The sequence below is a fragment of the Virgibacillus ainsalahensis genome (assembly GCF_055380755.1).
In genome coordinates this window covers 2,861,771-2,874,863 of sequence record NZ_AP043943.1, presented here as the reverse complement: position 1 = coordinate 2,874,863, position 13,093 = coordinate 2,861,771, and the positions used below count along the sequence as shown (strand labels likewise).

12 protein-coding genes and 2 pseudogenes are annotated in these 13,093 nt (G+C 39.7%); all 14 read left to right on the top strand.

Features of this window, described 5'->3' with window-relative positions:
• Window positions 1-146 precede the first annotated feature (146 nt).
• The 14 genes and pseudogenes from ACZ427_RS14050 to ACZ427_RS13985 all read left to right on the top strand — a co-directional run bounded on the left by ACZ427_RS14050 (window position 147) and on the right by ACZ427_RS13985 (window position 13,093).
• Complete coding sequence (locus tag ACZ427_RS14050) at window positions 147-1,751, top strand: long-chain-fatty-acid--CoA ligase (protein ID WP_461176614.1); 1,605 nt, start codon at window positions 147-149, stop codon at window positions 1,749-1,751.
• A gap of 29 nt (window positions 1,752-1,780) precedes the next feature.
• A complete protein-coding gene (locus ACZ427_RS14045; RefSeq protein WP_461176613.1) occupies window positions 1,781-2,560 on the top strand; it encodes an enoyl-CoA hydratase/isomerase family protein in 780 nt (259 codons plus the stop codon).
• Window positions 2,561-2,583: 23 nt separating this feature from the next.
• A pseudogene (locus ACZ427_RS14040) lies at window positions 2,584-2,785 on the top strand (acyl-CoA carboxylase subunit beta); the annotation flags it as partial.
• A 163-nt stretch (window positions 2,786-2,948) separates the two neighbouring features.
• A complete protein-coding gene (locus tag ACZ427_RS14035) occupies window positions 2,949-3,929 on the top strand; it encodes an NADPH:quinone oxidoreductase family protein (protein ID WP_461176612.1) in 981 nt (326 codons plus the stop codon).
• 39 nt (window positions 3,930-3,968) lie between these two features.
• Entirely contained in the window at window positions 3,969-4,712 is a 744-nt protein-coding gene (locus ACZ427_RS14030; protein ID WP_461176611.1) for an SDR family NAD(P)-dependent oxidoreductase, read from the top strand.
• A gap of 268 nt (window positions 4,713-4,980) precedes the next feature.
• Window positions 4,981-6,156 (top strand): acyl-CoA dehydrogenase family protein, encoded by a 1,176-nt coding sequence (locus ACZ427_RS14025; protein WP_461176610.1) that lies wholly within the window; start codon window positions 4,981-4,983, stop codon window positions 6,154-6,156.
• A 35-nt stretch (window positions 6,157-6,191) separates the two neighbouring features.
• Window positions 6,192-6,956, top strand: coding sequence for an SDR family oxidoreductase (locus tag ACZ427_RS14020; protein WP_461176609.1), 765 nt, complete (start codon window positions 6,192-6,194; stop codon window positions 6,954-6,956).
• A 29-nt stretch (window positions 6,957-6,985) separates the two neighbouring features.
• Entirely contained in the window at window positions 6,986-7,435 is a 450-nt protein-coding gene (locus ACZ427_RS14015; RefSeq protein WP_461176608.1) for a MaoC family dehydratase N-terminal domain-containing protein, read from the top strand.
• Window positions 7,432-7,830 (top strand): MaoC/PaaZ C-terminal domain-containing protein, encoded by a 399-nt coding sequence (locus tag ACZ427_RS14010; protein ID WP_461176607.1) that lies wholly within the window; start codon window positions 7,432-7,434, stop codon window positions 7,828-7,830. The genes ACZ427_RS14015 and ACZ427_RS14010 overlap by 4 nt, the downstream gene beginning before the upstream one ends.
• A 19-nt stretch (window positions 7,831-7,849) precedes the next feature.
• Window positions 7,850-8,192 (top strand): annotated as a pseudogene (locus ACZ427_RS14005) (thiolase family protein); the annotation flags it as partial.
• Window positions 8,193-8,209: 17 nt separating this feature from the next.
• The gene (locus ACZ427_RS14000) at window positions 8,210-9,028 is read left to right on the top strand and encodes an enoyl-CoA hydratase/isomerase family protein (RefSeq protein ID WP_461176606.1); all 819 of its coding nucleotides are present in this window, start codon (window positions 8,210-8,212) and stop codon (window positions 9,026-9,028) included.
• Window positions 9,029-9,384: 356 nt separating this feature from the next.
• Entirely contained in the window at window positions 9,385-10,968 is a 1,584-nt protein-coding gene (locus ACZ427_RS13995; protein WP_461176605.1) for a BCCT family transporter, read from the top strand.
• A gap of 335 nt (window positions 10,969-11,303) precedes the next feature.
• Window positions 11,304-11,858 carry a TetR/AcrR family transcriptional regulator gene (locus tag ACZ427_RS13990; protein WP_461176604.1) on the top strand — a complete coding sequence of 185 codons (555 nt, stop codon included), beginning with the start codon at window positions 11,304-11,306 and terminating at the stop codon, window positions 11,856-11,858.
• Between the two features lie 59 nt (window positions 11,859-11,917).
• Complete coding sequence (locus ACZ427_RS13985; protein ID WP_461176603.1) at window positions 11,918-13,093, top strand: MFS transporter; 1,176 nt, start codon at window positions 11,918-11,920, stop codon at window positions 13,091-13,093.

The window sequence follows — 13,093 nt, the reverse complement described above, 5'->3', positions numbered from 1 at the left end:
CAGGAGTAATTAAACGGGCATCCTGCACATGTTTTTGAAAATGTAATCCCTGCATTAAAGAAGAAGGGTGTGCCTGGGAATGATATAGAAGCAACGTTTTATTTGTAAGCGCTATCTTAAATGATTTTCCAAGGAGGAATGATACGATGGACAAAGTCTGGTTAAAGCATTACCCGGAACATATCAAACAGGAATTGGAAATACCGGATATATCACTTACAGAGATGCTGGATGAAACGATTGCGAAATATGGAGAAAAATCAGCCATTTACTTTTATGGGAAAGAGATTACGTATAAAGATCTTGGCAAGCAGATTGATGCTTTTGCTGCAGCTCTTCAGGAGCAAGGGATAAAGAAAGGGGACAGGGTGGCAATTATGCTGCCGAATTGCCCACAATATGTCATTAGTTATTATGGAGCTTTACAGGCAGGTGGAATTGTAACACAGATCAATCCGATGCTCATCGGAAAAGAATTGGAGTTTATTTTACGTGATTCAGGTGCCGAATCTATTGTTATTTACGAGCCGCTGCTTCCTGCTTTAAATCAAATTATTGATCATACATCAATTAAAAATGTTATTAAAGTTAATTTGGAAGGAAGAGAAACCGAAGATGGTATGGCGACAGGCTTTGAAACGTTTTTGAAAAAGGCAACAGCCCCTCCTAAGCCTGTTGCTATAAATGCGAGTGAGGATACAGCCATTTTACAGTACACGGGTGGAACGACCGGACGTTCAAAAGGAACCATGCTTACACATCGTAATCTGCTAGCAAATGTGATGCAGTCAAACGAATATTTTAAAGATGCCCTTGAGCCGGGAAAAGAGCGTTTCCTGACTGTGATTCCGTTATTTCACGTATATGGAATGACGTCATGTATGAACCTTGCCATTTACAGTGGAGCGATGAGCATTATGTTACCCAGATTTGATTTGGAAGAAGTGCTTCAGACAATTAAAGATGTGCAACCAACATCTTTTCCAGGAGTGCCAACCATGTATATTGCTTTAATTAATCATCCAAAGGTAAGCGAGTATAATATGGATAGTATCAAAATTTGTAACAGTGGTAGTGCTCCAATGCCAGGGGAAATCCTGCGAACGTTTGAAGAGAAAACCGGTGCAACAATATTAGAAGGATTTGGGCTTTCAGAGACTTCTCCCACAACACACTGTAATCCTTATTTCGGGATAAGAAAACCTGGTAGTGTAGGCATTGGTGTTCCGTCTACCGATTATAAAATTGTTGATCTGGCTGAGGGAACGAAGGAACTACCCACTGGAGAAATAGGTGAGGTAATTATTAAAGGGCCACAGGTGATGAAAGGTTACTGGAATATGCCGGAAGAAACTGCCCATACATTTCGAAACGGTTGGTTGTATACAGGTGACATCGCTTATATGGATGAAGATGGTTATTTATTCATTGTGGATCGAAAAAAAGACCTGATTATTGCGAGTGGGTACAATGTTTATCCACGGGATGTTGAAGAAATTCTATATGAACATTCTTCTGTTCAGGAAGCAGTGGTTGTTGGTATGCCTGACCCGTACCGCGGAGAGACGGTAAAAGCAGTTGTTGTGTTAAAAGAAGGGAAGCAACGTGATGAAAAGAAGTTAATTGCGTATTGCCGAAAGAATATGGCGGCATATAAAGTACCAGAGGTCATTGAATTTAGAGAAGAATTGCCAAAAACGAATGTCGGAAAAATTTTACGCCGGAAAATCAAAGAGGAATCAAACAATTAAATTAGCTATGTAATGAGAGGGGGAAATAAGTGGGGGAAATTGTTACGTATCAAAAAGAGGCAGGTATTGCTACAGTTACGATTGATAATCCACCATTAAATGTGATGAGTCAACAGGTGCAAAAAGAGTTAAAAGAAATCACTGCAGTATTAAAAGATGATAAAGAAGTAGTGTGTATTCTATTAACAACAGCTGGGGATAAAGCATTTATGGCTGGAGCGGATATCAAAGAGTTTCCACAAATGATTGGAAACGCTGATATGCTCAAGGATGTAAGGTCCATGCATATCATGTTGAATGAACTGGATAAGTTACCAAAGCCGACGATTGCAGTCCTTGATGGGCTTACATTTGGTGGAGGCTGTGAATTGGCATTAACATGCGATATTCGGATTGCAGAAGAGCAGGTACAGCTTGGGTTTCCTGAAATTAAACTGGGGCTCTTTCCTGGAGGAGCTGGTACCCAACGACTTCCCAGGCTTGTTGGTGAAGCAAAAGCAAAAGAAATGATGTATACAGGGAATCCGATTACAGCGGCAAAAGCGGAGAAAATAGGGTTAGTAAGTCAGGTGGTTGAACAAGGAGAAGCATTCACTGCAGCAATGAGTTTGGCTCAACAGATTGCCGGGAAGTCACTACAGGCTTTATCAAGGATTAAACAGGCCGTTGATCAAGGGCTGGAGATGAATTTAGAAGCAGGGATCGAAAATGAAGCGGCACTTTTTGAAGAAGTTTTCCAGACAGAAGATGTTAAAGAAGGAGTAGACGCATTTATTGAAAAAAGGAAACCGAATTTCAAGCATCAATGATAGTTAATAATACTGAAGGGATAAATCCGGAGGAAAAGAGGCTGGAATTATTGAAAACATGGGGTTTTGATAGTTCGCCTTATAAAGCCGCCGGAAAGTATTTGATTGACGACGTTATTGATCCAAGGGATACAAGGAAATTTCTATCACAGACATTGGAATATGCTTGTGCCAAAAATGGATCAAAAAGTGAGCGAAATCTTGCAATGGCCAACAGGTTTTTAAGGTTGTACACCAGTAGTGGAAAAATAAATTCATATTATTCTCGATTGAAATACCATAATTAACGTTTAAACATACTGTACGTTTAGTATCCAGATAAGAAATAAGATTTCTGTCTTTCTAGTAATGAATTAAAAGAAATCCCATTGTTAAGGAGGAATTACAGGTGCGCAGTTGGAAAGTGACAGAATTAGGAGAACCAAAAGATGTATTGAAATTACAAGAGTCAACCCGCCCCAATGCTGAAAAAGGACAAGTATTAATAGAAGTTGAAGCTTCTTCTCTTAACTTCTTTGATATTTTACTTTGTCAGGGGAAATATCAGGAACGGCCAACTATTCCCTTTACACCTGGTGCCGAAATCTCAGGAATTATTCGCTCTGTTGGGGAAGGGTGCCAACTTAAGGAAGGTCAGCGAGTCATTGCAACCCCAAAACTGCCTCAAGGAGGGTTATCAGAATGGGTTTCTGTTTCTGAGGAATCTGTTTATATTGTTTCAGATACAATGTCTGCCAGTGAAGCGGCAGGTATGTTTATAACCTATCAAACTTCTTATTATGCGTTATATCACCGTAGTAATATTCAAAAAGGAGAAGTCCTCTTAGTCCATGCAGGTGCCGGGGGAGTAGGGTCATCCGCTATTCAGCTTGGCAAGGCAAAAGGAGCAAAAATTATTGCAACTGCCGGAGGACCAGAAAAGGTGCAGTTATGCAAAGACCTTGGAGCCGATGTTGCTATTGATTATACAACTGAGGATTTTGTGAAAATAGTAAAAGAGGAAACGAACGGGCGTGGAGCCGATGTAATTTTTGATTCTGTAGGTGGAGATGTGTTTGATCGTTCACGAAAATGTATTGCCTTTGATGGGCGCATACTCGTTATCGGTTTTGCAGGTGGGCGTATTTCGGATGCTCCAGTAAACCATGCATTGGTTAAAAATTATTCCATTGTTGGTGTTCATTGGGGGTTATTTCGTGGTTTAAATCCAGAAAAGGTAAGTGAAATTCATGATGATTTAATGCGACTTTATGAAGAAGGATCGGTTCAACCACTAATTTATCATGAATATGATTTTAAGGATGTACCAGCAGCTTTAGAGGTATTGGCAGATCGCAAAACATATGGAAAACTCATAGTAGTTCCATAAATATTCCAGGTTATATTTTTTAGCAAAAAGGGTGATCACATGCGGTTAGAAAGCAAAGTTGCCATCGTTACCGGCGGTGGTGGAGATATTGGCAGAGCGACAGCTTTACGTTTTTCAGAAGAAGGAGCCAGGGTTATGGTATCGGATATCAACGAAGAGGCTGGGCTAAAAACGGTGAATACGATTATAGCAAAGGGTGGAAAAGCAGCGTTTGTTCATACTGATATGAGCAATCCAGAAGAGGTCAGGAATTTGGTCAAAAGAACGATTGATACATTCAGTCGAATTGATATCCTATATAACAATGCAGGGGTGAACAGTGATGAGAAAAAAATACCGGATGTCTCACTGGAAGAATGGCAGAAAGTTATGGATATCAACCTAACTGGTGTGTTCCTTGGAATGAAATATGCAATTCCCTTGATGGAGCCGGGTAGTTCCATCGTTAATACGGCCAGTATTGCTGGAATAAAGGGGCAGAAACTTGTATCCGCATACTCCGCTTCAAAAAGTAGTGTCATCACACTTACCAAAACGGCGGCAACAGAGTTTGGAAGGAAACATATACGTGTGAATGCTGTTGCTCCAGGCATTATTGATACAAAAATGGTTGATGATTGGAAGAAGACAGATAAGTGGCCGATTCTATCTACTGCAAATGTCCTGCGAAGAATCGGTAAACCGGAAGAAGTTGCCAATGCAGTCTTGTTCCTTGCTTCTGATGAGGCCTCGTTTATTACAGGAGAAACGCTTGTTATTGATGGAGGTACGCTGAATATTTAAAAATAGGCCTTCGCTGAATGATTTGTACAACATTTTTACAGATTGAAAAGCGGCATCTTACTTAAAATGTGAGGGGAAAACTATGGATCTGTCTTCCAACAATTAGTAACCCATCAATTTTATGATAGAAATGACTGACAGTGTTACCGGATTATACATGAAAAGGAAGGAATAGCTGCTTTCACAATTTTTCCTTCCGTTTCTCCCCATTTAACATACTTACTAGTTAGTATAAATAATATGATAGAAAAGAACAGGAGTGGATAACATGCATTTACGTTTAACAGATGAGCAAAAAATGGTACAGCAAACAATCCGAAAATTCGTGGAAAAGGAATTAATGCCATTAGAAAACGAGGTATTACGAAATGAAAGGGAGGGTAAACCAAGCCTGTCACAGGAAAAAATGAAAGATCTTCAACAGAAAGCCAAACAATCCGGCTTTTGGGGGATTAATACACCTGCTGATTATGGTGGAGCAGAAATTGGTCAAATGATGCTGGCTATCGTTTTAATGGAAGTTTCAAAGACATTTGTTCCGTTTGAATTCGGGGGATCAGCGGATAATATTCTTTATTATGGGAACGAAGAACAGAAGGAAAAATATTTAATACCAACGATTAATGGTGATAAGAAATCCTGTTTTGCAATGACAGAACCTGGTGCAGGATCTGATACACAAAATATAACAACGACAGCTGTGAAAGACGGAAATGAATGGGTTATCAATGGAGAAAAGACATTTATTACGGGTGGGAACGAAGCTGACTTTGTAATGGTAATTGCTGTAACAGATAAAGACAGTCACGAACGTACCGGAAGAGATGGTGTTACTTGTTTTATTGTCGATCGGGATATGGGATGGAAATCCGAATATATTCATACAATGGGAGAATGGGGACCAGCAGGACTTGTTTTTGATAATGTCCGAGTCCCGGAGGAAAATATTTTAGGAGAGTTACATGGTGGTTATAATCTTGGCTTAGAGTGGATCGGTTTTGCAAGATGGGTTGTAGGTGCAACAGCAGTTGGCTCCGCTGAGCGGTTATTGCAAATGGCCATTGATTATTCCAAAGAGCGTGAAACATTTGGTAAACCAATTGCGGACCGTCAAGCAATTCAGTGGCAAATCGCCGACTCAGCAGTTGAAATTGAAGCAGCAAAATGGATGGTACTAAATGCGGCGTTCACGCTCGATCAGGGAGAAGACAACCGTCATTTAGCATCAATGGCCAAGTTATACGGGTCTAATATGGGAAATAGAGTAGTAGACCGTGTTATGCAAATTCATGGTGGAATGGGGTATACAAGAGAATTGCCAATTGAACGCTGGTACCGTGAAGCAAGACTATGGAGAATATACGATGGTACCGATGAAATTCAGCGGATAATTATTTCCAGAAATCTATTAAAAGGTAACGTTAAAATAGGCCAATTTATTTAGAGGACAACATTTAAAAAATTCAGGAGGAATTTATCGTGGCAAAGAGATTTGAATCAAAAGTGGCTTTTGTAACAGGTGGTAGTCGCGGAATAGGTAAAGGGGTCGCCAGGCAATTTGCTGAAGAAGGAGCAAAAGTGACGATTATTGATATTAATGAAGAGGCCCTCAGTCAGACGGAAAAGGAATTTAAGGATCAAGGCTATGAAATTCTTGCGAAACCTGCCAATGTTGCTAATGCGGAGGAAGTAGAAGAAGTAATGAAAGAGACCGTTGAAACATTCGGATCCCTGGATATTCTAGTAAATAATGCAGGAGTTATTCGGGACAATCTGTTATTTAAAATGACAGATAGTGACTGGCAGCAAGTAATGGATGTCCATTTAAATGGATCATTTCATGCTGCCCGCGCAGCACAAAAATACATGGTAGACAATAAATATGGAAGAATTATTAACACATCATCTACATCGGCACTTGGTAACCGTGGACAAGCCAACTATGCGACGGCTAAAGCAGGGTTGCAAGGTCTAACTAAAACACTCGCCATTGAACTAGGTAAATTTGGAATCACGGTAAATGCGGTTGCACCAGGTTTTATTGAAACGGAAATGACGAAAGAAACAGCTGATCGGATCGGAGTTCCTTTTGAAGAACTGGTAAAAGCCAATGTCAACACGATCCCGGTTGGCAGAAGTGGAAAACCCGCCGATATTGCTAATGCGGTTGCTTTTTTTGCTGATGAGACGTCTTCATTTGTTAATGGGCAGGTAATCTATGTTGCCGGCGGACCAAAAGATTAAATCTATTAAAGCATAAAGGGGATGCAGATATGTTTAACGAAGTGATAGGGAAATGTTCCGATAAAGTTAAAAATATTGTGGAGCGAGGTATGGTAAGAAGGTTTGCTGAATCCATCGGTGATTCACATCCTATATTTGTGGACGAAGCATTTGGGGAGCAGTCAAGATTTGGACAAAACATTGCACCACCAACGTTTCCGCGTGTCTTTGAGTATGGGGAGATTGATGAGTTATACCTACCCAATAAAGGGTTGATTCATGGAGAGCAAACCTATCATTATGAAAGACCTCTGTTGGTAGGTGAAACATTATATTGTTATACAAAGGTGGCAGATTACTACGAGAAAAACGGTGGCAATGGCTTAATGGGATTTATTATCCTGGAAAGATATGGTGAGGATACACAAGGAAAAAACATATTTACGGAGAAGCAAGTTGTCATTATAACAGAAGCTGTAAGAAAGGAATTGGTCAGATGAAACATTTAATGGATTTACAAATAGGTAATCAAATTGATGAGACACTTGACCCTGTATCCAGAATTGATTTGATTAAATACGCTGGTGCTTCTGGTGATTTTAACCCTATCCATACGATTGATAAAGAAGCGGAAAAGGCAGGGCTACCCGGCATTATTGCCCATGGAATGTGGACGATGGGAAACTTGTCTAAACTTTTCACTCCCTATTTGGAAGACGGATTTATTCAAGGTTATACCATAAGGTTTTCAGGAATGGTTTTTCTTGAGGATGTGATTACACTTAAAGCAATATTGCATGATACCAGTGAAACGCATATGGATTTTAATGTGATGGCTGTGAATCAGAATGGAAAAGAAGTTATTAAAGGAAAAGTTCACTATAAAAAGTATTAATAGGGGAGTGGATGAATTTATGAAAAGAGATGCTGTTATCGTATCAGCCGTTCGAACGCCGATAGGAAGACAAGGGAGTGCTCTAGCATCTGTTCCGGCACATGTTTTTGGGGCTGAAGTTATAAAGGAAGCGGTTAAACGGGCAACAGTTGATCCACAGTTAATCGATGATGTGATTATGGGAAATGTGTTAAGCGGTGGAGGAAACATCGCCAGATTAACCACTTTACAGACAGGATTGTCTACAGATATACCTGCTTACGATTGATCGTCAATGTGGTTCTGGGATCAATGCTATTAACCTGGCTAAACAGGCGATTAATGCTGGAGATGGAGATGTTTATATAACAGGAGGCATAGAAAAGGAGGAGAATTAAGAATGAAGCAGACAGAAAACAAGCATTTGTTAACCAAGATTAATGATGGTGTAATGCACCTTTCTTTGAATCGACCGGATAGTTTGAATGCATTTAGTCCAGAGATGATTACGGGACTAAAAGAAGCTATTAAAAAGGCTAAATATGATGAAACGATTCGTGTCGTTACCATTGCGGGTGCAGGTCGTTCATTCAGTGCGGGCGGGGATGTTAAGACAATGGGTACGGGTGACGCCTTAGAAACGTATGAACATATTGGAGAGTTAAATGAGTTAGTTCAATCGATGAGAGATTTGGAAAAACCAATTATTGCTGCTGTACATGGGTTTGCTGCAGGTGCAGGGTTTAACCTTGCGTTAGCATGTGATATGATCCTGGCCGCAGAAGGGAGTAAATTTGTATTGAGTTTTTCCAAAGTTGGCTTAATTTCCGACGGAGGTGGGTTGTTTTTTCTACCAAGGTTAATCGGTCCATACCGGGCGAAAGAGCTGTTATTCAGTGCAGAGCCAATCACGGCTGAAGAAGCTAGCTCTTTAGGTATTGTTAATCATGTTTATCCATTAGAAGACTTTGATGTGAAGGTAAAGATGTTTGCCGCAAAAATAGCAGATGGTCCTGTAAAAGTGAATGGGTTTATAAAAAAGATTGCCGACCAATCCCTTACTTCCAGCCTGGATGAAATTCTTGAACAGGAACGTATCACCCAGGCCACAGTCGTATCCACAGAAGATCATCAAGAAGGAGTTCAAGCGTTTAAAGAAAAGCGGAAGCCGAATTTTAGAAAGACTGAAGAAGATCCTTTAAGTAAAAATAGTCTATAGTTAGCTTTACTAAGAAAAAAGGCCCCCTAGATAGAAGCGTTCTCTATCTAGGGGGCCTCATGTTCTAGAATGTTTATTTTCATATTACAAAGGAACAAATACCGTCCAGGTTGAAGAATACTGGACGGTATATTTTATTTTAAAATCACAGTATGGAAACCTATAAACCGCCTATATCTCGATTTTTACCTTGGTGGCAACCTGCTCGTAGCCGCTATGTTGGTTTCTTATGTTTATCCTACGTTTATAAAATTAAAAACGTGGTAAATAAGTAGAGTATATAGCCGAGAGAAGTTGTTAAACTTACTATATATCTACTTTTATATCGTTATAAATAATTGGAGGTTTAGATAGAAATGGGCAAAAAAAGCAAAGGATCGAGCAAAAGAAGGCTAATAGACCATAGAATATTTGCCCCATCTTTACTTATTATCATCGCAATTTGTATTCCTTTTGCGATGTATGAAGATGAATCCTTAGAATTATTAAATACCATATTTAATCAAATTGTTGAGATGTTTAACTGGGGGTATCTATGGTATGCCATTTTAATGGTTGCCGCCGGACTTTATTTATCATTTTCCAAATATGGGGATGTTGTTTTAGGTGACCCGATGGAGAAACCAAGGTTCACGCTTTTTGAATATTCCTCGATTCTAATCGCCATGGGGCTGGGGTCCACCATCATGCGGACAGGGATGACTGAATGGGCCAATGTTGCAGTAGATCCCCCTTTTGGTGTAGAGGCACAATCAGCCCAGGCGTTGCTGTGGGGAAACGCCTATAGTATGTTCTTGTGGAGCTTTCAAACCTTTGCCATTTTCGTGATGGCTGCTCCTGCAATGGGATATCTCGTGCACGTTAGGAAGAAACCGCTTATGCGAATTTCCGAAGCTTGCCGGAGTATTTTTGGAGATAAGTTTACGGATGGTATCGGTGGTAAAATATTGGATGTTATTTTTCTAATCAGTATCCTTGCAGGTGCCGCTGTTACGTTAGGGTTAGGGACCCCGATTGTCACCTATAGTCTGGCAGAAATATTTAATATTGAAATCACATTTGGCTTAACATTGATTGTGACAGTTGTATGGGTACTTTTATTCTCTATCAGTGCCTATTTGGGTATTGAAAGAGGAATAAAGAAATTAAGTACGTTAAATATGTACCTTGCAGGTTTGTTTGCTATATTCATCATGGTAGCAGGTCCAGGGGTATTCATCCTTAATTATTTCACAGACACTGTTGGTTTTCTTATCATGCATTATGTTGATATATCCCTTTATACAAATTCTGTGAACATGGGAGAAACCACACATATCGAAAGCAATACCGTGTTCTGGTTTGCCTATAATGCTACATGGGCAATGCTGCACAGTGTTTTCGCTGCAACAATATCCCGAGGAAGAACGATAAGGGAAATGATTCTAACCTATTTATTAGCTCCAATGCTAATATCCTGGGGTGCAACAGCTGTCCTTGGCGGTCTTGGTGTACACAGGTATCTTACGGGAGAAGTTCCTGTACTGGAGATTATTCAGAATGACGCGATGGCTGCTATACCGGCAATATTGAGTTCCATGCCTTTAGCTATTATTGCTCTGGTAATGTTTGTCACCATTGCTATGATTTTCATGATCACTACATTGGATTCAACAACATATACCATTGCCAGCTATGCAGGAACGAAAAATATGAGTAAATCGGAGCCATCCAGAAATCTGCGGCTGATTGTCGCTGCAATTATCACTGTTCTTGCATTATTATTAATGCGAATAGGCGGATTGGCACCGCTAGAAGTACTATCTGGCCTTATGGGGATACCAATCATTGTTGTACAGTTCTTGACCATTTTTGCTGCCAAAAAAATGATGGATGAGGATAGAGCATGGGTCAATAATGTGCGAAAGAAAAAGAAATGGACACAGAAGAGTAATAATTAAACATTCCAAGAGAAAAAGTAGATTATTGGAAAACTAGGTGTTCCCCAAGCGTTTAATGGTGAGCGGCTAAAGCCCGCGCTTATGCAGTAGGAAAGTTTTATGCTTTCCTGCCTGCTAAAAAAGTTTGATACATTTACGTTGATATACTGGATTCTTTCAATACAGCAATCGGGCAGGTTGTGGAGTAACTTATCAGGATATTTTTTGTTAAGGTGATGGTCACATTGTGATTAGTGAAAGCTTGTTTAGATAAAAAAAGTTGACGATTAGTTCGAGGGATTGATAAACTTGTAATAGAAAGGTCGTTCTATATAATTGAAAGAGAAGTGAATGATATGAGTAGATCTATAAAAAAAGATACATTACTTAAAGTAGCTGAACAGTTATTTTATGAGCATGGATTTCGTGGAGTAGGATTGAAACAAATCATCAGTGAAGCGAATGTAGCAACGATGACGCTATATAATCATTTTCCTTCCAAGGATAATTTGGTCGAAGAAGTACTTAGGCAGCGGGAAGAACGCTATTGGTCATATTTGGATTCACATGTAGAAATGGATTCAGATTCCCCTTTCATTCTTGCTGTCCGAGCTCACGGCCGTTGGTTAAAAGAACAATCCTACAAAGGAGATATGTTTTTAAGAGCAATAGAAGACTATGCGGGAACTGATAATGAGATTGAAAACATTGCAAGAGGGCATAAATCAAAATTGCTTAAATATTTTCAACTATTGGCTCAAAGGAAAGGTAAAGATAACGAACGAGATTTAGCTAATCAATTTACATTGCTGCTTGAAGGAACTACTTCCATGACGACATTGATTGGCGCAGAGAAGGCGACAAAATATTCGATTGCGATTGCGATGGTACTTGTCCAACATACATCGTAATTTTTTTACCTAAAAATTAGAAAGGTCGTTCTATATAATTAAAAGTTAGGATGAATACGATGCAATTTTCAAAGTTGGTTCTGCCTGGAGTTGCCATGATTGCTGTCACTTATGGTTTAGCGAGGTTTAGTTTTGGATTACTCCTTCCTGAGATAAGTGAATCACTTGAAATGTCTGATTATGTAGCAGGGATAATCTCATCATTATTTTATTTGGCCTATTGCTTCACGATTGTCCTATCCACTGTGATTACTACAAAAGAAGGACCACGAAGGATGATTATCTCAGCCGGTGTATCTGCTTTTACTGGATTGCTGTTGATGTCTATAACTCCAAATGCATGGGTGCTTGCGTTTGGAGTGTTACTTGCTGGTGGAAGTACAGGTCTGGTATCTCCACCTTATGGCGCTGCCATATCGCTTTGGATTAAAGAGGCTAGGCAAGGAAAGGCGAATACATGGGTCAATTCAGGAACAAGTTTTGGCATAGCCCTTACTGGATTAGGAGCGATTTTATTAACACCGAATTGGAGACTGACGTATTTGATTTATGCTGTCTTGACATTTCTTATATTGATATGGAATTTCCGAGCGATTCCCAAAGTCGGGAAGAGTTCGAATTTGATGTTTAAAAAAGGAAACCTCTCTGTACGAGGAGTAAAAGGAGTCACTTCGTTGATTTTGGCATCTCTTATCTTGGGGATTTCTACGGCAGCCTTTTGGACCTTTTCCAGATCTTTTATTGAAGTGGCTGGTGAATACAGTGATTGGCAGCTTTCCGGATTTTGGGTAATTATCGGATTATTTGGTGTACTGGGAGGGTTTTCTGGTTCTCTCGTTGAAAGGTGGGGACTGTCTGTTGCTTATAAATTAGGGAGTTTGTCAATTGCTTCAGCATCGATTATTCTATCTTTTACACCTGGAAATTGGTTAATCTCTTACTTATCGGCCGGAATTTTCGGTAGCTCCTATATATTTTTAACCGGAGTTCTTCTTGTCTGGGGAATCCGTGTATTTATTACAAATGCATCATTAGGTATTAGCATTCCATTCTTACTTTTGGCAGTAGGACAAGCATTAGGTTCATTACTTGCTGGATGGTTTATTGGAACATGGGGCTATGCTACTTCTTTTATAATTTATGGATTAGTTGGCATGTTGGCTATCTTCATAGGGCCAAGAAAGAATAAGAAAGAGAGTGACTTTGATATGCATATGAAACAAAGAAGTTATTAA

What these genes read in the sequence shown, in the direction of transcription:
- ACZ427_RS14050 (WP_461176614.1), top strand. Translation starts at nt 147, where the DNA reads ATGGACAAAGTCTGGTTAAAGCATTACCCGGAACATATCAAACAGGAA.
- ACZ427_RS14030 (WP_461176611.1), top strand. Translation starts at nt 3,969, where the DNA reads ATGCGGTTAGAAAGCAAAGTTGCCATCGTTACCGGCGGTGGTGGAGAT.
- ACZ427_RS14025 (WP_461176610.1), top strand. Translation starts at nt 4,981, where the DNA reads ATGCATTTACGTTTAACAGATGAGCAAAAAATGGTACAGCAAACAATC.
- ACZ427_RS14015 (WP_461176608.1), top strand. Translation starts at nt 6,986, where the DNA reads ATGTTTAACGAAGTGATAGGGAAATGTTCCGATAAAGTTAAAAATATT.
- ACZ427_RS14010 (WP_461176607.1), top strand. Translation starts at nt 7,432, where the DNA reads ATGAAACATTTAATGGATTTACAAATAGGTAATCAAATTGATGAGACA.
- ACZ427_RS14000 (WP_461176606.1), top strand. Translation starts at nt 8,210, where the DNA reads ATGAAGCAGACAGAAAACAAGCATTTGTTAACCAAGATTAATGATGGT.
- ACZ427_RS13995 (WP_461176605.1), top strand. Translation starts at nt 9,385, where the DNA reads ATGGGCAAAAAAAGCAAAGGATCGAGCAAAAGAAGGCTAATAGACCAT.
- ACZ427_RS13990 (WP_461176604.1), top strand. Translation starts at nt 11,304, where the DNA reads ATGAGTAGATCTATAAAAAAAGATACATTACTTAAAGTAGCTGAACAG.
- ACZ427_RS13985 (WP_461176603.1), top strand. Translation starts at nt 11,918, where the DNA reads ATGCAATTTTCAAAGTTGGTTCTGCCTGGAGTTGCCATGATTGCTGTC.